The organism is Streptomyces sp. FXJ1.172 (genome assembly GCF_001636945.3).
Lineage (GTDB): Bacteria > Actinomycetota > Actinomycetes > Streptomycetales > Streptomycetaceae > Streptomyces.
The window spans coordinates 7,613,592-7,637,344 of the sequence record NZ_CP119133.2; the positions used below are offsets into that span (position 1 = coordinate 7,613,592).

Annotated in this window: 23 protein-coding genes and 2 pseudogenes; 17 read left to right on the forward strand and 8 right to left on the reverse strand. The window is 71.9% G+C overall.

Annotation, left to right across the window (positions count from 1 at the left end):
• The first annotated feature begins 18 nt into the window (after nucleotides 1-18).
• Nucleotides 19-1,068: an endo-1,4-beta-xylanase gene (locus tag A6P39_RS34275; RefSeq protein WP_067045927.1), complete on the forward strand. Its 1,050-nt coding sequence runs from the start codon at nucleotides 19-21 to the stop codon at nucleotides 1,066-1,068.
• Between the two features lie 100 nt (nucleotides 1,069-1,168).
• Here A6P39_RS34275 and A6P39_RS34280 read toward each other — a convergent pair whose 3' ends face one another.
• Nucleotides 1,169-1,375: a DUF5999 family protein gene (locus tag A6P39_RS34280; protein ID WP_067045924.1), complete on the reverse strand. Its 207-nt coding sequence runs from the start codon at nucleotides 1,373-1,375 to the stop codon at nucleotides 1,169-1,171.
• A gap of 275 nt (nucleotides 1,376-1,650) precedes the next feature.
• A complete protein-coding gene (locus A6P39_RS34285) occupies nucleotides 1,651-2,250 on the reverse strand; it encodes a hypothetical protein (protein WP_067045921.1) in 600 nt (199 codons plus the stop codon).
• Nucleotides 2,251-2,821: 571 nt separating this feature from the next.
• Here A6P39_RS34285 and A6P39_RS34290 point away from each other — a divergent pair.
• Both A6P39_RS34290 and A6P39_RS34295 read left to right on the forward strand, forming a co-directional pair.
• A complete protein-coding gene (locus A6P39_RS34290; protein ID WP_067045919.1) occupies nucleotides 2,822-4,339 on the forward strand; it encodes a glutamate--cysteine ligase in 1,518 nt (505 codons plus the stop codon).
• 171 nt (nucleotides 4,340-4,510) lie between these two features.
• Nucleotides 4,511-5,311, forward strand: a complete 801-nt coding sequence (locus tag A6P39_RS34295) for a CPBP family intramembrane glutamic endopeptidase (RefSeq protein ID WP_067045917.1) — start codon at nucleotides 4,511-4,513, stop codon at nucleotides 5,309-5,311.
• A 44-nt stretch (nucleotides 5,312-5,355) separates the two neighbouring features.
• On the opposite strand, the gene A6P39_RS34300 is transcribed toward A6P39_RS34295, so the two are convergent.
• Nucleotides 5,356-6,168: a PhzF family phenazine biosynthesis protein gene (locus A6P39_RS34300; protein WP_067045915.1), complete on the reverse strand. Its 813-nt coding sequence runs from the start codon at nucleotides 6,166-6,168 to the stop codon at nucleotides 5,356-5,358.
• A 393-nt stretch (nucleotides 6,169-6,561) separates the two neighbouring features.
• On the opposite strand from A6P39_RS34300, the pseudogene A6P39_RS45605 reads away from it, so the two are divergent.
• From A6P39_RS45605 to A6P39_RS34310, 3 genes and pseudogenes are all read left to right on the forward strand, one after another.
• Nucleotides 6,562-7,137, forward strand: a pseudogene (locus tag A6P39_RS45605) (SPFH domain-containing protein); the annotation flags it as partial.
• A 78-nt stretch (nucleotides 7,138-7,215) separates the two neighbouring features.
• Nucleotides 7,216-8,010: pseudogene (locus A6P39_RS45610) on the forward strand (serine/threonine-protein kinase); the annotation flags it as partial.
• A gap of 152 nt (nucleotides 8,011-8,162) precedes the next feature.
• Complete coding sequence (locus A6P39_RS34310) at nucleotides 8,163-8,798, forward strand: PadR family transcriptional regulator (protein WP_079133391.1); 636 nt, start codon at nucleotides 8,163-8,165, stop codon at nucleotides 8,796-8,798.
• Nucleotides 8,799-8,874: 76 nt separating this feature from the next.
• Here A6P39_RS34310 and A6P39_RS34315 read toward each other — a convergent pair whose 3' ends face one another.
• Nucleotides 8,875-9,303 (reverse strand): type II toxin-antitoxin system Rv0910 family toxin, encoded by a 429-nt coding sequence (locus A6P39_RS34315; protein WP_067045909.1) that lies wholly within the window; start codon nucleotides 9,301-9,303, stop codon nucleotides 8,875-8,877.
• 307 nt (nucleotides 9,304-9,610) lie between these two features.
• Here A6P39_RS34315 and A6P39_RS34320 point away from each other — a divergent pair, with 307 nt between their 5' ends.
• The 3 genes from A6P39_RS34320 to A6P39_RS34330 all read left to right on the forward strand — a co-directional run bounded on the left by A6P39_RS34320 (nucleotide 9,611) and on the right by A6P39_RS34330 (nucleotide 12,526).
• Nucleotides 9,611-10,159 (forward strand): Clp protease N-terminal domain-containing protein, encoded by a 549-nt coding sequence (locus A6P39_RS34320; protein ID WP_234378913.1) that lies wholly within the window; start codon nucleotides 9,611-9,613, stop codon nucleotides 10,157-10,159.
• A gap of 230 nt (nucleotides 10,160-10,389) precedes the next feature.
• Complete coding sequence (locus tag A6P39_RS34325; RefSeq protein ID WP_067045907.1) at nucleotides 10,390-11,394, forward strand: EamA family transporter; 1,005 nt, start codon at nucleotides 10,390-10,392, stop codon at nucleotides 11,392-11,394.
• A gap of 187 nt (nucleotides 11,395-11,581) precedes the next feature.
• On the forward strand, nucleotides 11,582-12,526 hold the full coding sequence (locus tag A6P39_RS34330) for a DMT family transporter (protein ID WP_067045904.1): 945 nt from the start codon (nucleotides 11,582-11,584) through the stop codon (nucleotides 12,524-12,526).
• Between the two features lie 37 nt (nucleotides 12,527-12,563).
• Here the strand turns inward: A6P39_RS34330 and A6P39_RS34335 are convergent, their stop codons facing one another.
• Nucleotides 12,564-13,241, reverse strand: a complete 678-nt coding sequence (locus A6P39_RS34335; protein ID WP_067045902.1) for a pyridoxamine 5'-phosphate oxidase family protein — start codon at nucleotides 13,239-13,241, stop codon at nucleotides 12,564-12,566.
• A 119-nt stretch (nucleotides 13,242-13,360) separates the two neighbouring features.
• Here A6P39_RS34335 and A6P39_RS34340 point away from each other — a divergent pair, with 119 nt between their 5' ends.
• The gene (locus A6P39_RS34340; RefSeq protein ID WP_275883933.1) at nucleotides 13,361-14,692 is read left to right on the forward strand and encodes an aminotransferase class I/II-fold pyridoxal phosphate-dependent enzyme; all 1,332 of its coding nucleotides are present in this window, start codon (nucleotides 13,361-13,363) and stop codon (nucleotides 14,690-14,692) included.
• Between the two features lie 439 nt (nucleotides 14,693-15,131).
• Here A6P39_RS34340 and A6P39_RS34345 read toward each other — a convergent pair whose 3' ends face one another.
• Nucleotides 15,132-16,076, reverse strand: a complete 945-nt coding sequence (locus A6P39_RS34345; RefSeq protein WP_199840868.1) for a DMT family transporter — start codon at nucleotides 16,074-16,076, stop codon at nucleotides 15,132-15,134.
• 74 nt (nucleotides 16,077-16,150) lie between these two features.
• Here A6P39_RS34345 and A6P39_RS34350 point away from each other — a divergent pair, with 74 nt between their 5' ends.
• Entirely contained in the window at nucleotides 16,151-17,053 is a 903-nt protein-coding gene (locus tag A6P39_RS34350) for a LysR family transcriptional regulator (protein WP_067049370.1), read from the forward strand.
• Between the two features lie 45 nt (nucleotides 17,054-17,098).
• Here the strand turns inward: A6P39_RS34350 and A6P39_RS34355 are convergent, their stop codons facing one another.
• Complete coding sequence (locus tag A6P39_RS34355) at nucleotides 17,099-17,569, reverse strand: pyridoxamine 5'-phosphate oxidase family protein (protein WP_067049373.1); 471 nt, start codon at nucleotides 17,567-17,569, stop codon at nucleotides 17,099-17,101.
• Nucleotides 17,570-17,653: 84 nt separating this feature from the next.
• Here A6P39_RS34355 and A6P39_RS34360 point away from each other — a divergent pair, with 84 nt between their 5' ends.
• Complete coding sequence (locus A6P39_RS34360; RefSeq protein WP_067049376.1) at nucleotides 17,654-18,298, forward strand: cysteine hydrolase; 645 nt, start codon at nucleotides 17,654-17,656, stop codon at nucleotides 18,296-18,298.
• A 6-nt stretch (nucleotides 18,299-18,304) separates the two neighbouring features.
• Here the strand turns inward: A6P39_RS34360 and A6P39_RS34365 are convergent, their stop codons facing one another.
• Nucleotides 18,305-18,826: a Rieske (2Fe-2S) protein gene (locus tag A6P39_RS34365; protein ID WP_067049379.1), complete on the reverse strand. Its 522-nt coding sequence runs from the start codon at nucleotides 18,824-18,826 to the stop codon at nucleotides 18,305-18,307.
• 194 nt (nucleotides 18,827-19,020) lie between these two features.
• Here A6P39_RS34365 and A6P39_RS34370 point away from each other — a divergent pair, with 194 nt between their 5' ends.
• From A6P39_RS34370 to A6P39_RS34390, 5 genes are all read left to right on the forward strand, one after another.
• The gene (locus A6P39_RS34370; RefSeq protein ID WP_067049383.1) at nucleotides 19,021-19,797 is read left to right on the forward strand and encodes a HipA family kinase; all 777 of its coding nucleotides are present in this window, start codon (nucleotides 19,021-19,023) and stop codon (nucleotides 19,795-19,797) included.
• Nucleotides 19,794-20,243: a DUF3037 domain-containing protein gene (locus A6P39_RS34375; protein ID WP_067049386.1), complete on the forward strand. Its 450-nt coding sequence runs from the start codon at nucleotides 19,794-19,796 to the stop codon at nucleotides 20,241-20,243. Before A6P39_RS34370 ends, A6P39_RS34375 begins: the two co-directional genes overlap by 4 nt.
• A 147-nt stretch (nucleotides 20,244-20,390) precedes the next feature.
• Nucleotides 20,391-21,152 carry a 3-oxoacyl-ACP reductase FabG gene (gene fabG / locus A6P39_RS34380; protein ID WP_067049389.1) on the forward strand — a complete coding sequence of 254 codons (762 nt, stop codon included), beginning with the start codon at nucleotides 20,391-20,393 and terminating at the stop codon, nucleotides 21,150-21,152.
• 22 nt (nucleotides 21,153-21,174) lie between these two features.
• Nucleotides 21,175-21,936, forward strand: coding sequence for an SDR family oxidoreductase (locus A6P39_RS34385; protein ID WP_067049392.1), 762 nt, complete (start codon nucleotides 21,175-21,177; stop codon nucleotides 21,934-21,936).
• Between the two features lie 187 nt (nucleotides 21,937-22,123).
• Nucleotides 22,124-23,701: an ABC transporter substrate-binding protein gene (locus A6P39_RS34390; RefSeq protein ID WP_067049395.1), complete on the forward strand. Its 1,578-nt coding sequence runs from the start codon at nucleotides 22,124-22,126 to the stop codon at nucleotides 23,699-23,701.
• Nucleotides 23,702-23,753: the final 52 nt, after the last annotated feature.

Here is a 23,753-nt window from a genome sequence, read left to right on the forward strand (position 1 = left end):
ACACACAGGAGTCGCACCATGCCCAGGAACACCACGCGTCTCAGACTCGCCGGCGCCGTCGCCGCCGTCCTCGTGGCGGCCGGCGTCGCCACCGGCCCCGCCGCCCAGGCGAGCCCGGAGCAGCCGACCCTCGCGCAGCTGGCTCAGCGCCACGGCCGCTACTTCGGCAGCGCCACCGACAACCCCGAACTCACCGACACCGCCTACACGAAGATCCTCGGCAGCGAGTTCGACATGATCACGCCGGGCAACGGCATGAAGTGGTACGCCACCGAACCCCAGCAGGGCGTCTTCGACTGGACGGCCGGCGATCAGATCGTCGACCTGGCCCGCAGGAACCATCAGCGGGTCCGCGCCCACACCCTGGTCTGGCACAGCCAGCTGCCCGGCTGGCTCACCTCGAAGCAGTGGACGGCCGCCGAACTGCGGGCCGTGCTGAAGAAGCACATCACCACCGAGGTACGGCACTACCGGGGAAAGGTGTACTCCTGGGACGTCGTCAACGAGGCCTTCAACGACGACGGCAGCTACCGCGAGACCCTCTGGTACAAGACCCTCGGCCCCGGCTACATCGCCGACGCCCTGCGCTGGGCCCACCAGGCCGACCCGCACGCAAGGCTCTACCTCAACGACTACAACATCGAGGCGACCGGCCCGAAGAGCGACGCCTACTACGCGCTCGCCAAGGACCTCAGGGCCCGGGGCGTCCCGTTCGACGGCATCGGCTTCCAGACCCACCTGGCTCTCCAGTACGGCTATCCCACCACGCTGAAGGAGAACCTGAGCCGCTTCTCGGGCCTCGGCCTGGACACCGCGCTCACCGAGGTCGACGTACGGATGCAACTGCCCGCGAGCGACGCGAAGCTGGCCGAACAGGCGGACTGGTACCGGCAGCTGACCGAGGCCTGCCTGGCCGTGCGCCGGTGCGTCGGCATCACGATCTGGGACTACACCGACAAGTACTCCTGGATCCCGGCCGTCTTCCCGGGCGAGGGCGCGGCCCTGCCCTGGGACGAGCAGCTGCACCCCAAGCCGGCGTACCAGGCGCTGCGGGAGGCGCTGAGCTAGCTTTCGGACACGGTCCGTAGCCACCCCTGGACGCACGTCAGGGCCGGTGCGCACCTCGTACGGTGCGGCCGGCCCCTCGGCTCGTTCGCGCTCGTTCCGCTCAGGCGGCGGTCATCACATGCTCCGCACCCAGCGGGCGGTGCGGAGCGATGATCCGGCCGTCGGGCAGCAGCTCACCGGTGTCCTCGAAGAGCAGGACGCCGTTGCACAGCAGACTCCAGCCCTGCTCCGGGTGGTGCGCCACGAGGCGGGCGGACTCCCGGTCGGCGGACTCGGCTGGCGGACACGGCGGCTGGTGCTGGCACATGGGAGGGATCTCTCGCTCTGTCGTGGTCATGACTGTCCCCCGTGGTGATACGTCGGTCAGAACCCAGTGTTGCCCTCTCGGCGGCATTCCGCAGGGATTTCGCAGCACGGCTTCTCACAGGTTCATGACGCGTCACCCGGGCGGACGGTTCAGTCCAAGTGCACTGTCCCTTTGGGTGGTTCGCAGTGGCCGGATGGCACTAGTCCATGGAGGCCAGGCCCCCGACATGGGTGTACCCCGCCGGCCTGGGGGCGGCGGGGTACGCGGGTGTCCGGTCAGGCGGGCGAGCCGAGCACCGGCGGGCCGAGCAGCGGCAGCGGGGTCGCGCGATGGGTCAGCACCGGCAGCAGCTCGGCGACCCGGAACGGGCGGTGCGCCGGGATGCCGGGCGGGGCAGGTGCCAGCGGCACGAGCAGGTCGGTGCCGGCCGGGTGTCCCTCGGCGCCGTCGGCGGTGGTGTCACCGTGCAGCCACAGCGTGAGCATGTACAGCCCGGGCACGGACAGCAGCCGGGCCTGGTACGGCTGCTGCAGCGCTTCGGCCTGCTCCAGGGCGCGCTTGGTGGAGGGGACGTACGGGCCCTCGAAGAAGTGCGAGAAGGCCCAGCCGTCCGGGGTGAGCATGGTGTCGGCCGCGGCCACCGCCTTCTCGCCGCAGCGGATCAGGAAGCGCCAGCCGGCCAGCCGGGTCGCGGACAGGCCCTGCGGGGTTATCCGGTCCAGCACATGGACGGGCAGGGGGAGTTCGGGTGTTGCCGGGCCCTGCGCGGCACGCAGGGAGGGGGTGCGGGCCTCGCGGACCGCGGTGGGGGAACCGAGGGCGGCGAGGACGGAGCGCAGGGCGGGCGCGGGGGCAGGGGGCAACTGCAGCGGCATGTGGGTCGCCTCTCTCATTCGACAGGCGCGGCGGCGCGAGGAGGGTGGGGCGGACGGCGCTGTCTGCTCACGGAAAGACCAAAAGGGTGGTGGCCCGGGTCGGTGAACGTGGGTACGGCTCGGTCTGCCTCCCGTGACCGCGACGGCAGGTACATGGCAGGAACCACGACCGAGGGCGTCAACCTTCTGCCTTGTGGGCGAAGTTTATACGACGCGTGTTCGGCCGTTGTTTCGTCTATCCGATTTCGGTGAGTCGCGCAAGACGTTAATACGCCGCCGATTTGCGGGACTTCTCCCGTTTCCCGGGCCGGTCCCGCACCGCTGACCTCGGAATACGCGTCGGTAGCGGTCGGCCGAATGTCGTCGGCGTTTTTCACGAGATGCGCCGGGTACCCGGCCGTACGGGCTGCTGCATGCCCAGTGAAAATGCCTCTGGGAACAATCCGACAGAGTAGCGTGCGCCGGGTCCGCGCGGGGCGTTATCGATCGCTTCCGCTGGGCATCATCCCCCCTGCACCCGGGAGCCCGGCGGCCGTCACGTCGGTCCGCCCAGTCGAGGAGGGACACTTCGATGGGGGAGAAGGTCGTGGCGGGGCAGTTCGACCTGTCCGATCGCCAGCGCTACCGCGAAAAGCTCCAGAAGTGCCTGACGGGACTGGAGCGACTGTTGGTCGAGAAGCGATTCGACCGCCCCAAGAACCTCATGGGCGTCGAGATCGAATTGAATCTCGCAGGCCGTGACGGTATGCCGAAAATGTTGAACGGCCAGGTGCTGGAGCGCATCGCGAGCCGTGATTTCCAAACAGAACTCGCCATGTTCAACCTGGAAGTGAACATAGCTCCACATCGATTGGGTGGCCGGGTATTCGACCGGCTCGCCGAGGAACTGCGCACCTCCCTCGCATATGCCGACCGCAAGGCCCGCGAGGTGGACGCGGGCATCGTCATGATCGGCATCCTGCCCACGCTCGGTCCGGACGACCTGGTCTCCGCCAACCTCTCCGAGGTCGACCGCTACACCCTGCTCAACGACCAGATCGTGGCCGCGCGCGGGGAGGACTTCCGGCTGGACATCAAGGGCGTGGAGCACCTCGTACGGACCGCGAAGTCGATCGTCCCCGAGGCCGCCTGCACCTCCGTGCAACTGCATCTCCAGGTCACCCCGGCCCGGTTCGCCGACGTCTGGAACGCGGCACAGGTGGCGTGCGCCGCGCAGATCGCCGTCGGCGCCAACTCGCCCTTCCTCTTCGGGCACGAGCTGTGGCGCGAGTCCCGGCCGCCGCTGTTCCTGCAGTCCACCGACACCCGCCCGCCCGAACTCCAGGCCCAGGGCGTACGGCCGCGCACCTGGTTCGGCGAGCGGTGGATCGGCTCGGCGCACGAGCTGTTCGCCGAGAACCTGCGCTTCTTCCCGGCCCTGCTGCCCATCTGCGACGACGAGGAGCCGCTGGAGGTCCTCGATGCGGGGGGTACGCCGAGGCTCGCCGAACTCGTGCTGCACAACGGCACGATCTACCGCTGGAACCGGCCGGTGTACGGCATCGCGGACGGCGTACCGCACCTCAGGGTGGAGAACCGGGTGCTGCCGGCCGGGCCCACCGTCACCGACGTGATCGCCAACGCGGCCTTCTACTACGGCCTGGTGCGGGCGCTTGCCGAGGAGAGCCGGCCGGTGTGGACCCGGCTGCCCTTCGCCGTGGCCGAGGCCAATTTCGACGCCGCCTGCCGGCACGGCATCGACGCGCGGTTCGTGTGGCCCCGCCGCGGGCGCTACGGCGGCACGGGTGAGGTGGACGCGGTCACCCTGGTCCGCGACGAACTGCTGCCGCTCGCCTCGGCCGGACTGGACGCGTGGGGCGTGGAAGCCGCCGACCGGGACCTCTACCTGGGCGTCATCGAGGAGCGCTGCCGGCGCCGGGTGAACGGCGCGTCCTGGCAGGCGGCCACCTTCCACCGGGCCCTCGAGCAGGGACTGACCCGTACGGCCGCCCTGGCCGCGACCACGCGGCGCTATGCCGAACTGATGCACGCGGGGGAGCCGGTGCACATGTGGCCGGTGGGACTGCCCGAACCCGTGCCCCTGGGATGAGCGGCGGCCGGTGCGCGCGCCGAGTGCCGTACTGACCGCCGTACTGACCGCCGTCGCGGCTGAGCGTCGTGGCGGCGGAGGTCCGGGCGTACGCCGTCCTCACATCTCCTTCTGCGATCCTTGCCGGGCGACAGGTGGGCCGAGGGGCTCGTGAGCCGGCGGGAGGCAGGGGTGCAGGTGGAGGCTGATTCGGTGGCCGGGACCGGGGCGCGGCAGCGTGACCCGCGGCGGATCCTGCGGGACGAGACGCTGCTCGTCCTCGGGCTCTCGCTGGGGGCGAGCGGCCTGTCCGCGCTGATCAGCTTTATCGGCTCGGTGACCAAGCCGGGTGGTCTGAAGGACCAGGCGGCCACCATGAACGCCTCGGCCGCCCCGGGCCGCCCCTGGCTGGACCTCGCCTGGCAGCTGTTCGGCATCGCGACCGCCCTGGTCCCCGTGGCCCTGGTCGCCCACCTGCTGCTGCGCGAGGGCAAAAGCCTGCGCACGCTCGGCTTCGACCGCACCAGGCCGTGGCCCGACCTGGCCCGCGGCGCCGGGACAGCGGCGGTGATCGGCAGCACCGGCATCGCCTTCTACCTGGCCGCCCGCGGGCTCGGCTTCAATCTCACGGTCGTCCCCGAGGCGCTGCCGGGCGTGTGGTGGAAGTACCCGGTGCTGATCCTTTCCGCCGTGCAGAACGCGGTCCTCGAAGAGGTCATCGTCGTCGGGTATCTGCTGCGCAGGCTGGGACAGTTGGGCTGGACCCCGGGGACCGCGCTGGTGGCCAGCGCGATCCTGCGCGGTTCGTACCACCTCTACCAGGGCATCGGCGGCTTCGTCGGCAACATGGTGATGGGCGTGGTGTTCGTGTACCTGTACCGCCGCTGGGGCCGGGTCGGTCCGCTGGTCGTCGCGCACTCCCTGCTCGACATCGGCGCGTTCGTCGGCTACGCCCTCCTCGCGGGCAAGGTGGGCTGGCTGCCGACGGCCTGAGAGCGGACCGGGTTCTGAGTGCTGCCGACGGCCCCGAGGCGACGTCAGGCCCGCAGCTCGCCCTCGATGACCGTGACCGCACGGCCGGTGAGCAGGGTGCGCTCGCCGCGCAGGGCGGTGCGGACCAGCCCGGTGCGCCGGGAGGCCTGGAGCCCGGTGAGGTCGTCGCGGCCGAGCCGGCCGGACCAGTGCGGGGCGAGCGCGGTGTGGGCGGAGCCGGTGACCGCGTCCTCGTCGATGCCGACGTTCGGGAAGAAGCAGCGGGAGACGAAGTCGTAGCCGCGGGAGGCGTCCTCGGCGCGGGCGGTGGCGATGATGCCGCGGCTGGAGTGGCCGGCCAGGGCCTTGTGGTCGGGGGACAGGCCGAGCACGGTCTTCTCGTCGGCCAGCTCCACCAGCAGGTCACCGACGTCCGGCCCGGTGTCGAAGGCGGCCATCGGCTCCGCACCGAGCGCCTCGGCGATCCCGTCGGGTACGTCGGCCGCGGTGAGCGGGGCGGTCGGGAAGTCCAGCGTGATCGAGCCGTCCGCGTCGGGCGTGGCGATGAGGACACCGCTGCGGGTGGCGAACCGCACCGGGCCCTCGTGGGCGCCGGTGGTGTGCAGGACGTGGGCCGTGGCGAGGGTGGCGTGCCCGCACATCGCGACCTCGGTGACGGGCGTGAACCAGCGCAGCGCCCAGTCCGCCTCGCCGCCCCCGGGCAGCCGGTGCGTGAAGGCCGTCTCGGCGTGGTTGACCTCCATGGCGATGTTCTGCAGCCGGCCGTCGTCCGGGAAGGTGTCGTCCAGGAGCAGGACTCCGGCCGGGTTGCCCGCGAAGGGGCGGTCGGTGAAGGCGTCCACGATTCGAATACGCATGGCGCCGACGCTAGTGCCCCAACAGGCAATCTTCGCCCCGTCGCGACGCCCGGCACGCTCCCCCAGCCTTCGGCCGGGAGGTGCCCCCACTCGCCGCATCGCCCGGAAGCCCAAGTACGTCCAGTACGAGGGCATCCGGCCGGCGCACCGAGAGCACGCACCGGACGCCGCTCCTTGACGGGCAAACGTTGCCTGCCGGGGCACTAGCCGCCGCGCCGGGCGCGGGGGCAAGGCCAATCCGCGAGTCCTGGCCCGTTTTCCGTCGTGGCGCACGGACGGCGCCGGCCGGTGCGTCCGCGAAGCATGTCGACCACTCACGCACGTGAGTCGAGTACGGCATACTGCAAGTCGCCTTGTGGGATCGCTGGGGCCTGACGGGCAGGGGGAGCAGCGATGGAGCCGGTCATCATCGTCCTGGTCGTTCTGGTGCCGCTGGTCCTCATCACCCTGGTGAAGGCCGTCCACGTCATCCCGGAGGCCGGCGCCGCCGTCGTCGAGCGCTTCGGCCGCTACACACGGACGCTGAACCCGGGCCTGAACATCGTCGTCCCGTTCGTCGACACCATCCGCAACCGCATCGACCTGCGCGAACAGGTCGTGCCGTTCCCGCCCCAGCCGGTGATCACCCAGGACGGCGTGGTCGTCGACCTCGACACGGTCATCTACTACCAGGTGACGGACGCCCGCGCGGCCACCTACGAAGTCGCCAGCTACATCCAGGCGATCGAGCAGCTGACGGTCACCACGCTGCGCACCATCCTCAGTGGCCTGGACCTCGAGCGCGCCCTGTCCTCCCGCGAGGAGATCAACGCGGCCCTGCGCGGCGTCCTCGACGCGGCGACCGGCAAGTGGGGCATCCGCGTCAACCGCCTGGAACTCAAGAGGATGCAACCGTCCTCCTCCGCCCAGGACCCGCGGGCGCCGCGGCCACAGGCCCCTCGCGCCAGGCGCCATCAGGTCCTCGAGGCCGCACACGGGGACTTCCTGCCCGCGCACCGGCCGTTGCAGGAGGACGATCCGCGCCGTGTCGATCACTACCGGCTGACGGCCAGGCTGGGCCAGGGCGGGATGGGTACGGTCTATCTCGGGCACGCTCCGGACGGGCGCCTGGTCGCGGTCAAGGTCATCCAGCGCCAGCTGGCCGCCGATCCCTCGTTCCGTCAGCGTTTCGCCCGTGAGATCAGTGCCGCGCGCAAGGTCGGCGGCTCCCACACCGCGTCCGTGGTCGACGCCGATGCCCACGGTGACCCGCCCTGGCTGGTCACCGAGTACATTCCCGGCCCGTCGCTGCACGACGTCCTGAGCCGGTACGGGGCCCTGCCCGCCAAGACCGTCCAGGCGCTGGCCGTCGGCATCGCCGAAGCCCTCGAGGGCATTCATCGCTGCGGCATCGTCCACCGGGACCTCAAGCCCGGCAACATCGTCCTTTCCGACGCCGGGCCGCGGGTCATCGACTTCGGCATCGCCCGGGCCCTCGACGGCACCGTCCTCACCCGCACCGATCACGTCGTCGGCTCGCGGGGCTTCCTCGCCCCCGAGCTGCTCACCGGCGCGCCGGTCACCTTCGCCGCCGACCTCTACGCCTTCGGCATGGTGCTCTGCCACGCCGCCGGGGCCGTGCCCGCGGACGGCGAGTCCCTCGACTCCGCCCTCGGCCTGTTGCCGTCCCGCCTGTCCGGCATCGTCACCCGCTGCCTAGACCACCGTCCCGCGAGCCGCCCCACGCCCGCCGACGTCATCGAGCGGCTCGCCGACCGCCACGCGTCGGGCGAGGACTGGCTGCCGCCTCTGGTGCGCGCGCTGGTGGATCTGCACAACCGGCCCGCCGAACAGGCAGGTTGACCGGAAGCCGGGCCCGGCCCCGGCCCGCATCTCGCAACGCCCCCCTCACCGGAAGGGGATTGCCATGCGATCGGTTCCGATATATCGTTGAGCCATCGCGAATGATACGCGATGCGGACGTGACAGATCATCGATGGAATGGAGTGATCGCGATGCGCAGCCACGGATTCGAGCGTGGACATCGGCACGAGGGCCCCGGCCACCGGGGCATGGGCGGGTTCGACGGCCTCCGGGCCGCTTTCGGGCCCTTCGGTCCGGGTGGGCCGGGTGGGCCGGGATTCGGTCCCGGCGGGCCCGGTTTCGGACCCGGCCCCTGGGGACCCCGGGGGCGCGGCGGGCCGAGGGGGCGGGCACGGCGCGGTGACGTGCGGGCCTCGATCCTGGCCCTGCTCAAGGACCGGCCCATGCACGGCTACGAGATGATCCAGGAGATCGCCGAACGCAGCGGCGGCGCGTGGAAGCCCAGCCCCGGCTCGGTCTACCCCACGCTCCAGCTGCTGGAGGACGAGGGTCTGATCGCCAGTGAGAGCGAGGGCGGCAAGAAGCTGTTCGCGCTCACCGAGGACGGACGTACCGCCGCCGACGCGGGACCGGACGCCCCTTGGGAGGAGGCCTCGCGCGGAGTCGACTGGGAGGCTCTCGGTGAGATCCGCCAGGCCGGCTTCGGTCTGATGGAGGCCTTCAGCCAGGTCTGGAAGACCGGCAGCAAGGAGCAGCGCGAGAAGGCGCTGGCCGTCATCAACGACGCCCGCAAGAAGCTGTACCTGATCCTCGCCGACGAGCACTGACGAGGACCGGCGGCCTCCCCGCCGTGCGGAAGGCGCCCCGTGGACCGTCCGCGGGGCGCCTTCACGCGTCCGTCCCTCAGGTCACCAGCCCGGCCAGCTTGCGCAGCGACTCGCCCAGAGCGGCCGTCGCCGAGTCCTTGAGCTTGCCCGCCATGAGGGAGACGGCGGCACCCGTGAACTCGCCGTCGATGCGGACCGTCGTGGCGTCCCCCTCCGGGCTGAGGGTGTAGCGCGTGGCGACGTTCACCGCCATGGGCCCCTTGCCGCGAATGGCGAACACCCGGGCCGGCTCCAGCTCCTCGATGGTCCACTCGACCTCCGCCGGAAAGCCCATCAGCTTCATGTTCTCCTGGAAGGTCCCGCCCACCGCCAGGGTCTCCGGGCCGCCCTTCGGGAAGCTGGTGTGGGTCGCGTTCCACTCTCCGTACGCCGGCCAGTCGGTGAGTTTCGCCCAGACCTTCTCGGCCGGTGCCTGGATGCGTGCCTCGGCGCTGACTTCGGCCATGCGACCACCCCTTCATGTCGGGCTACGGTGTCGCGGAACGTAGCCGCAGGGGCCGCAATGTTCAATACTGATGAACTGTCAGGAATGGGTTCAGCCGGCCCGTCATATCGGGGCCGCGCCGAACAGGTGCCCCGCGTGGGGCCGAATCTCCTCCGCAAGGATGAGATTCCGATCGGCGATGTCCACTCTGTGTGGGACGCGAAGATGGTTCCGCTCGCGGATGACTCGGATCGTTGGGGCTGATGGGGTAGGGGTTGTGCAACCCCGTACTGCCCGCGGCACCTCCCATGGCGAGGCGGTTCCGCACATGGACGACGATGCCGCGCTCGGCGCCGAGCTGGCAGCGATGCTCGCCGGTGCCCGCCGCAGGGCCGTGCGGGACGGGGACCGCCAGATCGACACCGCCCATCTGCTGCACTCCCTCCTGGAGCACGACCCGCAGTGCCGGGCCGCCGTCGGCGGCCCGCAGCGGCTCGCCCGGCTCTTCGGCTATCTCGTGCAGCGCAGCATCGGCTACGGACTGCGCTGGCAGAGCAGCGTGGAGGACTCCGGCGCGATCGCCGTCGTACCCGCCCCGGCCGGCCCCGCGGTACGGGATGCCAGGGACGCCCCCGGCTGGTCGCCCGCCGCGGCCGCCGCCATGGCCGCGGCCCGTGAGCACGCCCGGCGGCGGGGCGGGTCCCGCGTCGCCGGCACCGATCTGCTCGCCGCGCTCACCGAGGATCCCGGCTCCCGGGCCGTGGAGGTCCTCGAGCGCGCCGGGATCCCCGCCCGCGACCTCAACACCCGCATCCTCGACGCCCGCCTCGAGACCGGCACCGAGGAGTACGCAGGGGACAGCGGCGCGAGCTGCTGACTCCCCGGCGCGCCCTGCCGCGGCAGCTGTCGCCCGGGTATTCCCTGCCCCGCCTACCTCTCTCGATGCCTGGCGCCCCGGGCGTGCCTGCCCCGGCGCCGAAGCCCCAGGTGTCTCCGCCCGGGCGGCCCACCTCCGGGCGTCGCTCGCGAGCGCCGCGGCGCCTCGCGCGTCCATCCGCTGAGACAGGTGTCAAAGGGCGTGACGCTCATGTCGTCGCCTGTCATCATGTGCCGGTGCATATGTCTGAGAGCAGTCAAGGCAGCCGCGGCAAGGGCGCCGGGCTCGGTCTCGCGCTCGCGTCGGCCCTCGCCTTCGGCGGGTCCGGAGTGGCCGCGAAACCGCTGATCGAGGCGGGACTCGCACCGCTGCACGTGGTGTGGCTGCGGGCGACCGGCGCCGCCCTGGTCATGCTGCCGCTCGCCGTACGGCACCGGTCCCTGCTGCGCCGCCGCCCGGCACTGCTCGCCGGGTTCGGGCTGCTCGGCGTCGCCGGTGTCCAGGCCTGCTACTTCGCCGCGCTCTCCCGCATCCCGGTGGGCGTGGCCCTGCTCATCGAGTACCTGGCCCCCGCGCTGGTGCTGGGCTGGGTGCGGTTCGTGCAGCGGCGGCCGGTCTCCCGTGCCGCCGCACTCGGCGTGGTCCTCGCGGCCGGCGGTCTCTCCTGTGTCGTGGAGGTCTGGTCGGGGCTGAGCTTCGACGCGCTCGGCCTGCTGCTCGCCCTGTGCGCCGCCTGCTGCCAGGTCGGCTACTTCGTCCTGGCCGACCAGGGCAGCGACGCGGGCGAGGAGGCGCCGGACCCGCTCGGCGTCATCGCGTACGGCCTGCTCGTCGGCTCCGCCGTCCTGACCGTGGTGGCCCGCCCCTGGAGCATGCGCTGGTCGGTGCTGGCCGGCTCCGCGCAGCTGAACGGCACCACCGTGCCCGCCGTCGCCCTGCTGGCCTGGATCGTGCTGATCGCCACGGTCGTCGCGTACGTCACCGGCGTGCTCTCGGTACGGCGGCTGTCGCCGCAGGTCGCCGGTGTCGTCGCCTGCCTGGAGGCGGTCATCGCGACCGTGCTGGCCTGGGTGCTGCTCGGCGAGCACCTCTCGGCGCCGCAGATCGCCGGCGGCGCGGTCGTCCTGGCCGGCGCGTTCATCGCCCAGTCCGCCACGCCCGTCAAGGGGTCCGCCGAGCCGGTCGCCTCGGGCGGCCCGGAACGGGAGTTGTCGACGCCCGGGGCATCCGCCTAAGGTGCTCGTCATGCCGTCCACGCTCGTTCTTCCGCCCCCGGCCGCCTGAGGCGGGCCTCCGGGACACCCGCCCGGCGCTGTTGCGCCGGGCCGGACGGTGCTGCCCGCAGATGAAGTCCGCGCGCCCCGCTCCCGCGGGTCGCTCTCGAACTTCCGCACCCATCGGTGCGTTTCTGCGGAGATTCTCTTGTCGAACGCTGTTTCCGGCCTGCCCGTGGGGCGTGGCCTGCTCTATCTGATCGTCACCGGTGCCACCTGGGGCACCGCGGGCGCCGCCGCCTCACTGGTCTACCGGACCAGCGACATGGGCGCCCTGAGCCTCTCCTTCTGGCGCTGCGCGCTGGGGCTCGTCCTGCTGCTGGCCGGCCGGGGGCTGCGCCCGCGCCCTCGCCCGGCCGTGACCGAACCGCTGCCGCGCAGGGCGGCCCGGGCCGTCGCCACCGGCCTCGGCCTCGCCGTGTTCCAGACCGCCTACTTCGCGGCCGTGGAGTCGACGGGGCTCGCCGTGGCCACGGTCGTCACCCTCGGCGCGGGCCCCGTGCTGATCGCGCTCGGCGCGCGGCTCCTGCTCGGGGAGCGGCTCGGCGCCGGCGGTGTCCTGTCGGTCGCCGGTGCGCTCGCCGGGCTGGCCGTGCTGACCCTCGGCGGCCCGGCCGCGACCGTCCGTCCGGCGGGCGTGCTGCTGGCGCTGCTGTCGGCCGCGGGTTACGGCGTCATGACCCTGCTGATCCGCTGGTGGGGGAGGGACGGCGGCGCCGACGCCTCCGACACCACCGTGTGGACCTTCGCGGTGACCAGCCTGTGCCTGCTGCCCTTCGCCCTGCACGAGGGGCTGCTCCCGCACACCGCCCACCCGGCCCGGCTGCTGTGGCTCCTGCTCTACACCGCCGCCGTGCCCACGGCTCTCGCATACGCCCTGTACTTCGCGGGGGCGGCCGTCGTGCGGTCGGCCACCGTCTCCGTGGTCATGCTGCTGGAGCCGGTGACCGCGGCCGTGCTCGCCGTGGTGCTGCTCGGCGAGCGGCTCACGGCGGCCACCGCGGCCGGCGCCCTGCTGATGCTCGCGGCGGTCGCGGGCCTGGCGGTGAGCGAGGCCCGCGCGGCCGGCGGCGAGGAGCCGGTCCCGGTGTGACCGCCCGGCCGGGGCGGTGCGGCGCCGGAACGACCTGCTACGTCGTGAGGTAGTCCGGCAGTTCGATGCCGGGGGCCAGGTCGGCGTTGCGGACCGGGGTGTCGTAGCCCTTGCGGAGCGGGACGACCCCGGCCCAGTGCGGCAGCGACAGGTCCTCGGGCTCGTCGTTCGCGCCGCCGGTGCGGATCTTGGCCGAGACCTCGTCCAGGTCCAGCCGGATCACCGCGGTGGCGGCCAGCTCCTTCTTGTTCGCGGGCCGGGAGTCGGCGGCGCGGCCCGGTACGACGTGGTTCACCAGCGCGTCGAGGGCCAGCCGCCGCTCCTCGGGGTCGGTGACCTCGTGCGCGACGCCGTGCACCACCACGGAGCGGTAGTTGATCGAGTGGTGGAAGGCGGAGCGGGCCAGCACCAGCCCGTCCACATGGGTGACGGTCAGGCACACCGGCAGCCCCGGGTCGGTCTCGCCGGTCATCCGCAGCGGACGGGAACCGGTGGAGCCGTGGACGTAGAGCCGCTCGCCGACCCGGCCGTACAGCGTCGGCAGCACCACCGGGGCGCCGTCCCTGACGAAGCCGAGGTGGCAGACGTACCCCTCGTCGAGTATCGCGTGCACCACCTCCTTGTCGTACGCCGCCCGGTTCGCGGAGCGCGTGGGCACGGTGCGGTCGGTCGGGGTGTAGGCGGCGGCCTGGGATTCCTCGGTCGTCCCCTGCATGACGGTTCCTCCTGGCGAGCAATGACGAGCAATGACGCGCGATGACGAGCGATGGCGGGCGCTGACGAACTTCGGCGAGCCGGTTCGCTCCGGTCTTGCACTAGTGCATAATGTCCTTTGTGCTAGGAGAGTATCCCATCAAAGGGCGTGGCGCAGCAGAGATCGCGGCCAGCGTCGAGCGGGCGGTCGGCGCCGGTGAGCTGCAGCCGGGTCAATCCCTGCCTCCCATGCGGGAGTTGGCGGTCCGGCTGGGGGTGAATCCCAATACGGTCGCGGCCGCCTACCGCACCCTGCGCGAGCGCGGGGTGATCGAGACGGCCGGCCGCCGGGGCAGCCGTGTCCGGTCCAAGCCGGCCACCACCGCGCGCGAGGAACTGGGCGTGGAGATCCCCGCGGGAGGCCGCGACCTGGCCACGGGCAACCCCGATCCGGCCCTGCTGCCCGCTCTCGCCCCGGCTCTCGCCGAGGCGGCCGAGGAGGGCGACCGGCGGCCCGTGCGCTACGGCGACGACCCCGTCGACGCGGATCTCCTCCGCATCGCCCGCGCCGACCTCGACGCCGACGGCGTCCCCGCGGGGCCGCTCGCCGTGACGTCCGGCTCCCTCGACGCCATCGAGCGCGTCCTCACCGCGCACCTCAGGCCGGGTGACGCCGTGGCCGTGGAGGACCCCGGCTGGGGCAGCGTCCTCGACCTGGTCCCCGCGCTGGGCCTGCGCACGCTCCCGGTCGGCGTGGACGACGACGGACCGCGCGCCGACGACCTGCGCCGCGCCCTGGAGTCCGGGGCCCGGGCCCTGATCGTCACCGACCGCGCCCAGAACCCGACCGGCGCCTCGGTGAGCGCGACACGCGCGCGTGCCCTGCGCACGGTCCTGCGTGACCACCCGGGAACCCTGCTGGTCGAGGACGACCACGGCCACGGCATCGTCGACCTGCCGTTGCATCCTCTGGCGGGCGACACCCACCACTGGGCCCTCGTCCGCTCCGTCTCCAAGGCCTACGGCCCCGACCTGCGCGTGGCCGTCCTCGCCGGCGACCCGGTCACCGTCGACCGGGTGCGCGGCCGGCAGAGCCTGGGACCGGGCTGGGTGAGCCTGCTGCTGCAGCGGGCCGTGGTCCGGCTGTGGCGGGAGGGCGCGGTGGACCGGGCGGCGGTGGCGCGGTCGTACGGGTCGCGCAGGGACGCGCTGCTCGAGGCCCTGGCGGACCGCGGGGTCGTCGGCCGTGGCCGCAGCGGCATGAACGTCTGGATCCCGGTCCCCGACGAGACGGCCGTGGTGGCCCGCCTCCTCCAGTCGGGCTGGGCGGTCGCGCCGGGCGCCCGCTTCCGCCTGAGCAGCCCCCCGGCCGTCCGCATCACGGTCTCACTGCTCACCGAACAGGACATCGACCCCCTGGCGGACGCGGTGGCGGCAGCGGTACGGCCGTCACCGGCCCGCGTCTACCGCTGACCGCACCGCGTCACCGGGCCCGGTCGAAGCCGGAGACGTGTCATGACGCCGGGACGCGAAGTGGCCGCGAACGCGGGGCCGTTGAACGGTGTGCCCTGAACCGGCGGAGCGCGGTGGGTGCCGGACTGGCCCTGGCCCTGGCCCTGCCCTTGGCCCTGGCCTTGCCCGGGGCAGCGATCCGCCGCCCGCTCACCAGCCCTCCGGGCAGCGGCAGTTCGCGGGCGTGCGACCGGCCGGGGCCCCGGCCGGCAGGGCGGTGACGGCCCCTGCCCGCGTGCCGGGTGCCGCAGGCCGCGCTCGAGGTGGCCGACGGGATCGCCGCCGTGGTGTCACGCGAGGGCCGGTCCGTCGTCGAACAGGCGCCGGACCGGGAGGCGTTCACGGGCTCCCGTGAGGGGGTCCAAGCCCGCAGGGAGCGCCGTCCAGGCCCCGCGACCCGCTACGCGCCCTTGCGCCGCACCTGGGTCAGCGCGGCCCCGGCCAGCACGATCACCGCTCCCACCGGTGTGTTCCAGTGCAGCGACTCCCCGAGGATCGCCACGCCGGCGGCGGTGGCGATGACCGGGATGAAGTAGGTGACCATCTGCGCGGTCGTCGGACCGACCTCCGCGACCAGCCCGTACTGGATCAGCACCGCCAGTCCGGTCCCCAGCGCCCCGAGCGCGGCGATCGCGAGCAGCGGCACCGGCGAGAGGTGTGTCGGGAACCCGGCGAACAGCGGTGTCACGACGGCGAGTTGGAGCGTCGCCAGCAGCAGCTGTGCCCCCGTCATCGACAGGTGGGAGTTGCCTGACCCGGCGAGCGTGCGGCGGACGTAGATCCAGCCCACCGCATAGCTCATCGACGCCAGCAGCGCCATCGTCGTGCCCGTGGCGTCCAGCCCATGGAAGCCCTGCCACGCGCCCAGCACGGTCAGCACCCCGAGGAAGCCCAGGCCGAGGCCGGCCACGCGGACCCGGCTCGGCCGGTCCTCGGACAGCGCGACCAGGGACAGGGCCATGCCCCACAGGGGAGAGGTGGCGTTGCAGATGCCGGCCAGTGTGGACGGGATCGTCAGCTCGGAGTAGGCGAAGAGCGAGAACGGCAGGGCGTTCAGGAAGAACGCGGCGACCGCCATGTGGCCCCACAGCCGGGCGCCGCGCGGCAGCCGCTCCCGCTTGACCGCCATCGCCGCCGCCAGTACCGCCGTACCGAACGCCAGGCGCCCGAGGGTGACCTGGAAGGGCGCGTACCCGTCGGTGCCCACCTTGATCAACAGGAAGCTGAAGCCCCAGATCAGCGACAGCGCGCCGAAGCGCAGCCGCCAGTCGAGGCGGGCCCGGGGCCGGGCGGGGGCGGCGGCGGGAGCGGGGGACTGGGTCCGGGATGTGGTGACCGTGCTCATGACGTCAACGATGCTGGAGACAATCTCGTAGCACAATCGAGATTTCTCACCCGGTACCTCTTAGAATCACTTACATGTTGAATCTGGAGCGCCTGCGCACCCTCGACGCCCTCGCCCGGCACGGCTCGGTCAGCGCCGCCGCGGACGCGCTGCACGTGACGACGTCCGCAGTCTCGCAGCAACTGGGCAAGCTCGAGCGGGAGATCGGCCAGCAGCTCCTCGCCAAGAACGGCCGGGGCGTGCGGCTGACGGACGCCGGCCGGCTGCTGTCGGAGCATGCCGCGCGGATCCTCTCCCAGGTGGAACTGGCTGAGTCCGATCTGGAGGCGCACCGCGGACAGGTCGTGGGCGAACTGCGGCTGGCCGCCTTCCCCACCGCGGCCCGCGGACTCTTCCCGGCCGCGCTCGGCGCGCTGCGCGGACAGCACCCGGGACTGCGCGTGCGCTCCAGCGAGCTGGAGCCGGAGCAGGGCATCGCCGGGATCGTCCGCGGCGACCTCGACCTCGCGGTGGTCCTGGACTGGTACAACAAGCCGATGCCGGTGCCCGAGGGCCTGGTCAAGGCACCCCTGCTGGACGACCCGGCCGATGTCGCCCTGCCCGTCGGGCACCGGCTGGCCGACCGGGACGAGGTGGACCTCGCCGAGTTCGCCGAGGACGAGTGGATCACCTGGGGCGAGGGTGAGTTCTGCCACGAGTGGCTCATGTTCACGCTGCGCTCCAAGGGCATCGAGCCGATCGTCGGCCACCGGGCCAGCGAGACCCACACCCAACTCGGCCTGGTCGCCTCCGGGCTGGGTGTCTGCATCGCGCCGCTGCTGGGCCGCCACCCGGTGCCCGAGGGCGTGGTGATGATCCCGCTCAGCCAGCGCGCCCGCCGTCACGTGTACGTCGTCTGGCGGGCAGACGCCGACCGCAGGCCCTCGATCCGCGCGGCGGTCGAGGCCCTGCGCACGGCGGCACGGTCGGTGGGCTGAGTGCGTGCCAGGCGTCGTGGGGCAGGCGGGAATTGACGACAGGGCCTACGCCCCGCCCAGTTTGCGGAAGTCCCAGGAGACGATCTTCTCCGGGGTCAGCCGGACCCAGGCGTGCCGGCCGTCGTGCGGCATCTCGTCCATGCCGAAGTTCTTCCGCGCGAACAGCGTCTCGGCCGTGTCGAGTTCGGCACACAGCTCGCCGGTGCGCGGCGCCTCGCCCACGAACTCCACCCGGCCGGACAGCTCGACCCCGCGCAACTGGTCGTACTCCTCGCCCGAGTCGATCACGACCGCCACCCGCGGATCGCGGCGCAGCTGCGTCCAGCGCCTGCTGCGCACCACCGAGTACAGCCACAGCGAGGTGCCGTCCCAGGCGAACCACAGCGCGCTGACGTGCGGCGTGCCGTCCGCCGAGACGGTCGCCACCCGGCAGGTGCGCTGCGCGGTCAAGAACGCGTCCAGCTCACCGGGCGTCATCATGATCTTCCGGCCCCGGCGCTGCTCGGTCACGGTCATGCGGCCCCCTCTTCTCCCACGCCGTGTCGGCGAACTATCGTGTCCCGGTGATCCTCTGACATCACGTCAGAAAAGGAAATGGGTATGCCGTCGCACGCACAGCTCCGTGAACTCCTCGACCCCTCGAGCACCGTCCTGCTCACCGTGGAGTGCCAGCAGGGGGTCGTCGGCCCGGACAGCGCGCTGCCCGAACTCGCCCGCGCGGCCCGTTCCTCCGGCGCCCTGCGCAATGTCGCCCGGCTGGTCGCCGCCGCGCACGGGAGCGGGGTCCAGGTGATCCACGCGATCGCCGAGCGCCGCCCGGACGGCCGGGGTGCGAGCCGCAACGCCCGCCTGTTCCGGGCCGCCGAACGGCTCCCGGTGCAGCAGCTGACCGGCAGCACCGCCGTCCGCGTCGCACCGCCGATCGAGGTCGCCGAGGAGGACCTCGTGGTACGGCGGCTGCACGGGCTGTCCCCGATCCACGGCACCGGCGTCGACGCCCTGCTGCGCAATCTCGGCTGCCGCACAGTGATCGTCACCGGGGTCTCCGCCAATGTGGCGATACCCAACGCGGTGTTCGACGCGGTCAACCTCGGCCACACCGCCGTCGTCCCGGCCGACGCCGTCGCGGGGGTGCCCGCCGACTACACCCCCGCGATGATCCGCCACACCCTCGCGCTGGTCGCCACGATCGTGACCACCGACGAGGTGCTCGGCTGCCTCGTGCGTCCGCGCGGACGCGGCTGAGGCGGCTCAGGCCAGCGTGATGTTCTCACCGGAGACGGTGATCTTCTCGGCGGCCAGCGGCTGCGTCGCGGGACCCTGCTTCACACTGCCGTCCGTGACGGAGAAGTGGCTGTTGTGACACGGGCAGACGATCACGCCGTTCGCCACGCTGCCCACCGCGCACCCCTGGTGGGTGCACTTGGCCGAGAACGCCTTGAACTGGCCGGCCGTCGGCTGCGTCACGACCACGCCGTGGTCCTTGAAGATCTTGCCGCCGCCCTCGGGGATGTCGGCGGTCTTGGCGAGTGCGGTACCGCCTCCGTTCTGCGACGCTCCGGTTCCGCTGGAGCCACCGGTCCCGGAGGTGCCCGTGGTGCCGGTCGAACCGGAGGAACCGGAGGCGCCGGAACCGGAGTTGGTCGTGTCGGACGAGTTGTTGTCGCCCGAACCGCAGGCGGTCAGCGCGGCGGCGAGACCCGCCGCTCCGGCCGCCGTCACGACGGTACGGCGGGCCGGTCCCGCTGCGGGCCGGTGCGATGCGCTGCTCATGTGGGCTTCCCTTCCGCGGAGCTTCTCGTGATCCGTCCAGGGGTACGGTGCTCGGGCACCACCCGTTCAGACGGGCACCCAGATCCTTGCGGCCGGGGCATGAGACGGCCGTAAGCCAGAGCTGTCGGGATCCTGTCGGAATCCTGTCGGCCCATCCCGCCGGGCCGCCGGGCGTACCCCAGTAACCTGGGGCGATGCTCAAGGAAGTCACCGCGACCCGCTACATCACGCCGCTGCGCGAGGGGGGCTCGCTGCCGGGGCTCGTCGAGGCCGACGACTTCGGGACCTACGTCATGAAGTTCACCGGCGCCGGACAGGGCCGCAAGACCCTGGTCGCCGAGGTGGTGTGCGGTGAACTCGCCCGGCGCCTCGGATTCCGGATGCCCCGGCTGGTGACCCTCCGCCTCGACCCGGTCCTCGGACTCGGCGAGCCCGAGCAGCAGGTGCAGGAGCTGCTCAGGTCCAGCGGCGGCACCAACCTCGGCATGGACTTCCTCTCCGGCGCGCTCGGCTACGATCCGCTCGCCTTCCCGGTGAGCCCCGAGGAGGCCGGCCGGATCGTCTGGTTCGACGCGCTGATCAACAACGTGGACCGCTCCTGGCGCAATCCCAACCTGCTGGTGCACCGCGGCTCGCTGTGGCTCATCGACCACGGCGCGACCATGATCTGGCACCACAACTGGCCCTCCGCAGAGGCCTCCGCGGCCCGCCCCTACGACGCCTGCGACCACGCCCTCGCCCGCTTCGCCCCGGACGTCGCCGCCGCCGCGGCCGAGCTGGCACCCCGCGTCACCGAGGACCTGCTGGCCGAGGTCACCGCCGAGATCCCCGACGCCTGGCTCGCCGACGAGCCGGGCTTCACCACCCCCGACGAGCTGCGGAGGGCCTACGCACGGCCGCTGCTCGCGCGGGCGGCCGTCATCGCCGAGCGCGTCACCGGCATCGGCTCCGGCTCGAAGGAGGGCAAGTGAGCGAGACCCACATCCACATGGCCGGCCATGTCACCGAGCGGCACATCACCCGGGCCGGCCAGGGCGGCGACCGGGACGTGTTCGAGTACGCGTTGCTGCGGGTCGTACCCCGCGTGGAGCGCGGCGAGTGCATCAACGCCGGGGTGCTCGTCTACAGCCGCGCCCGGGCCTACGTCGGCGCCCGCACCCATCTGGACGAGGCCCGGCTGCTCGCCCTCGACCCAGAGGCCGACGTGGCCGGGATCCGGGCCGCGCTCGACGCTGTCGAGCGCCACTGCGCGGGCGGCGAGCAGGCCGGGCAGGCGGCCCGGGACGACGCCGGGCGGCGCTTTCGCTGGCTCATCGCGCCCCGTTCCACCGTCGTCCAGCCCGGTCCCGTGCACACCGGCCTGACCACCGACCCGGCGGCCGAAGCGGAGCGCCTGCTGGACCTCCTGGTGAGGTAATGGATCACACGCACCCGGTGTGCCGTTGACACCGGGTGCCAGGGCTTCTAGCGTCACCTGTGCTGAAGGTACTAAGCGGTCGCTCACCGCATGAGGGGCTCTCTCACCGAGGGTCCCGCCAGGTTCTCTCAAGGGCGAGGAGAAGCAATGTCCACCACTGAACAGCGGGTCGCGGTAGTCACCGGGGCGGCGCGCGGCATCGGCGCGGCCACCGCCGTACGGCTGGCCGCCGAGGGCCGCGCGGTCGCCGTGATCGACCTCGACGAGGCCGCCTGCAAGGACACCGTCGAGAAGATCACCGCCGCGGGCGGCAAGGCGATCGCGGTCGGCGCGGACGTCTCCGACGAGGCGCAGGTCGAGGCGGCGGTCGCCCGGATCGTCGCGGAGCTGGGCGCGCCGACCATCCTGGTCAACAACGCGGGCGTGCTCCGGGACAACCTGCTGTTCAAGATGAGCGTCTCCGACTGGGACACGGTCTTGAACGTGCACCTGCGCGGCTCCTTCCTGATGACCAAGGCCGTCCAGAAGCACATGGTGGACGCGGGCTTCGGCCGCGTGGTCAACCTCTCCTCGTCCTCGGCGCTCGGCAACCGAGGCCAGGCCAACTACTCCGCCGCCAAGGCCGGTCTGCAGGGCTTCACCAAGACCCTCGCCATCGAGCTGGGCAAGTTCGGCATCACCGCCAACGCCGTCGCCCCCGGCTTCATCGCCACCGAGATGACCAAGGCCACCGCCGACCGCGTCGGCATGGGCTTCGAGGACTTCAAGAAGGCCGCCGCGGGCGCGATCCCGGTCCAGCGCGTCGGCGAGCCCGAGGACATCGCCAACGCCATCGCCTTCTTCACCGGTGAGGCGGCCGGCTTCGTCTCCGGCCAGGTGCTGTACGTCGCCGGCGGACCGCTCGACTAAGGAATCCTGGGGAAACACGGACATGACTGAACTCCCGGAGCTGTCCGGCAACGTCGCCCTCGTCACGGGCGCGAGCCGTGGCATCGGCTACGGCGTCGCCGAGGCACTGGTCGCCCGCGGCGACCGCGTGTGCATCACCGGCCGGAGCGAGGACGCCCTGAAGGAGGCCGTCGAGAAGCTCGGCGCCGAGCGCGTCATCGGCGTCGCCGGCAAGGCCCACGACCTCGACCACCAGACCGAGGCCGTCGAGCGCACCATGGAGGCCTTCGGCCGCCTCGACCACCTCGTCAACAACGCCGGCACCAACCCGGTCTTCGGCCCGATCGCGGACCTCGACCTGAACGTCGCCCGCAAGGTCTTCGAGACCAACGTGATCTCCGCGCTCGGCTTCGCCCAGAAGGCCTGGCACGCCTGGCAGAAGGACAACGGCGGCACGATCGTCAACATCGCCTCGGTCGCCGGCCTCGCGCCCTCGCCGTTCATCGGCGCCTACGGCGTCAGCAAGGCCGCGATGATCAACCTGACCCAGCAGCTCGCGCACGAGTTCGCGCCGAAGGTGCGGGTCAACGCCATCGCCCCGGCCGTGATCAAGACCAAGTTCGCGCAGGCCCTGTACGAGGGTCGCGAGGAGGAGGCGGCCGCCGCCTACCCGCTCGCACGGCTCGGCGTGCCCTCCGACATCGGCGGTGCCACGGACTTCCTCACCTCCGAGCGGTCCGCGTGGATCACCGGCCAGACGCTCGTCGTGGACGGCGGGATCTTCCTCAACGCCGGCGTGGGCTGAGCATCGTTCCGGGCGCCGATTTCCGGACACATCGGCGCCCGGAACGCCACAGGGACACCGCACAGCGAACTGACAACGTCGTCATCGCCTGAACGATCAAGAACCCTTGTTCCAGGGGTGGTTCAGAGGATCGAACGCTGCGGTATGGTCTGCCGACCCTTGGTACGGCGGATCGAGGAGCGTGCGCGTGTTCAACCGGAACCGATTCCTGCGGCCAGTCGCGGCGATCGCGTCCCTGTCCCTGATGGCCGGATGCGGCCTGCTGTCCGACGGCAGCAGCGGCGGCAAGCGGCCCATCGTCGTCGGGACCACCAGCGCGCCCAGCACCCTCGACCCGGCCGGCGCCTGGGACGGCTCCTGGGAGCTGTACCGGAACATCTACCAGACGCTCCTCGCCTACCCGAACGGCGCCACCACCCCGCAGCCCGACGCCGCCCAGAGCTGCTCCTTCACCGACTCCACCAGCCGCACCTTCCGCTGTGAACTGCGCGCGGGCCTGAAGTTCGGTGACGGCGACCCGCTGACCGCGAGCACCGTCAAGTACTCCATCGACCGCATCCGCACGATCGACGCCCCGGGCGGTCCCGCCGGACTGCTCGGCAGCCTGGACCGGGTGCAGGCGGTCGGCGACCGCGAGGTCGTCTTCCACCTCAACCAGCCCGACGCCACCTTCCCCTTCGTGCTCGCCACCCCGGCCATGTCGATCGTCGACCCGAACGACTACCCGGCGCGCTCCCTGCGCAAGGACGGCGAGGTCCACGGCTCCGGGCCGTACCGGCTCCAGTCCTACGAGGAGGGCAAGCAGGCCGTCCTCGTCGGCAACGGGAACTACCGCGGCTTCGCCCAGCGGCAGAACGACGCGGTGACCATCCGCTACTTCCAGGACTCGGCGGACATGGTCAAGGCGCTGCGCGCCAAGCAGATCGACGTCACCTACCGCGGCCTCGCCGCCGACGACATCCTCGCCCTCCAGCAGCACGGCGACAGCAACCTGCAACTGGTCGACGGCGCCGGCACCGACATCAGCTACCTGGTGTTCAACCCCAAGGACCCCTGGGCCAAGGAGCCCGCCGTACGCAAGGCCGTCGCCCAGATCGTCGACCGGGGCGCCATCGCGCACAAGGTCTACAAGGACACCGTCGACCCGCTGTACTCGATGGTCCCCAAGGGCCTGACCGGCCACACCACCGGCTTCTTCGACGACTTCGGCGACCCCAGCGTCCCCAAGGCCCGCAAGATCCTCTCCGACGCGGGCATCCACCAGCGCGTCCCGCTCACGCTCTGGTACACCACCGACCGCTACGGCTCCGAGACGGCCCAGATGTTCCAGGAGCTGAAGCGGCAGCTGGAGGCCTCCGGGCTGTTCAGCATCACGCTCGAGGGCCGCCCCTGGAAGACCTACGTGGTCGGCTACCAGAAGGGCGAGTACCCGGTGTTCGGCCGTGGCTGGTTCCCGGACTTCCCCGACGCGGACAACTTCATCGCCCCGTTCGTCGGCGACCACAACGCCCTCGGCACGCCCTACCCGTCCAAGGAGATCACCGGCCAGCTGCTGCCGCACTCGCGCGCCGAGAGCGACCGCGCCCGCACGGTCAAGGACATGGAGCAGGCCCAGCAGATCCTGGTGAACGACGCCCGGCTGATCCCGCTGTGGCAGGGCCGGCAGTTCGTCGCCGCCAGCGAGGACGTCTCCGGCGGCGAGCAGGCCCTGGACCCGTCGACGATCATGATGATGTGGATGCTGCACCGCAAGACCAGCTGGTGAACGCCGCTTCATGTGCCGGTTGTCAGTGGTCGCCTGTAGGTTCTGAAGCCTG

Excerpts from the sequence above, each read along its gene's own strand:
- A6P39_RS34385 (WP_067049392.1), top strand. The coding sequence starts at position 21,175 with ATGACTGAACTCCCGGAGCTGTCCGGCAACGTCGCCCTCGTCACGGGC.
- A6P39_RS34360 (WP_067049376.1), top strand. The coding sequence starts at position 17,654 with ATGCCGTCGCACGCACAGCTCCGTGAACTCCTCGACCCCTCGAGCACC.
- A6P39_RS34370 (WP_067049383.1), top strand. The coding sequence starts at position 19,021 with ATGCTCAAGGAAGTCACCGCGACCCGCTACATCACGCCGCTGCGCGAG.
- A6P39_RS34290 (WP_067045919.1), top strand. The coding sequence starts at position 2,822 with ATGGGGGAGAAGGTCGTGGCGGGGCAGTTCGACCTGTCCGATCGCCAG.
- A6P39_RS34300 (WP_067045915.1), bottom strand. The coding sequence starts at position 6,168 with ATGCGTATTCGAATCGTGGACGCCTTCACCGACCGCCCCTTCGCGGGC.
- A6P39_RS34365 (WP_067049379.1), bottom strand. The coding sequence starts at position 18,826 with ATGAGCAGCGCATCGCACCGGCCCGCAGCGGGACCGGCCCGCCGTACC.
- A6P39_RS34320 (WP_234378913.1), top strand. The coding sequence starts at position 9,611 with ATGGACGACGATGCCGCGCTCGGCGCCGAGCTGGCAGCGATGCTCGCC.
- A6P39_RS34335 (WP_067045902.1), bottom strand. The coding sequence starts at position 13,241 with ATGCAGGGGACGACCGAGGAATCCCAGGCCGCCGCCTACACCCCGACC.
- A6P39_RS34280 (WP_067045924.1), bottom strand. The coding sequence starts at position 1,375 with ATGTGCCAGCACCAGCCGCCGTGTCCGCCAGCCGAGTCCGCCGACCGG.
- fabG (WP_067049389.1), top strand. The coding sequence starts at position 20,391 with ATGTCCACCACTGAACAGCGGGTCGCGGTAGTCACCGGGGCGGCGCGC.
- A6P39_RS34310 (WP_079133391.1), top strand. The coding sequence starts at position 8,163 with ATGCGCAGCCACGGATTCGAGCGTGGACATCGGCACGAGGGCCCCGGC.
- A6P39_RS34345 (WP_199840868.1), bottom strand. The coding sequence starts at position 16,076 with ATGAGCACGGTCACCACATCCCGGACCCAGTCCCCCGCTCCCGCCGCC.
- A6P39_RS34355 (WP_067049373.1), bottom strand. The coding sequence starts at position 17,569 with ATGACCGTGACCGAGCAGCGCCGGGGCCGGAAGATCATGATGACGCCC.
- A6P39_RS34315 (WP_067045909.1), bottom strand. The coding sequence starts at position 9,303 with ATGGCCGAAGTCAGCGCCGAGGCACGCATCCAGGCACCGGCCGAGAAG.
- A6P39_RS34350 (WP_067049370.1), top strand. The coding sequence starts at position 16,151 with ATGTTGAATCTGGAGCGCCTGCGCACCCTCGACGCCCTCGCCCGGCAC.
- A6P39_RS34275 (WP_067045927.1), top strand. The coding sequence starts at position 19 with ATGCCCAGGAACACCACGCGTCTCAGACTCGCCGGCGCCGTCGCCGCC.
- A6P39_RS34285 (WP_067045921.1), bottom strand. The coding sequence starts at position 2,250 with ATGCCGCTGCAGTTGCCCCCTGCCCCCGCGCCCGCCCTGCGCTCCGTC.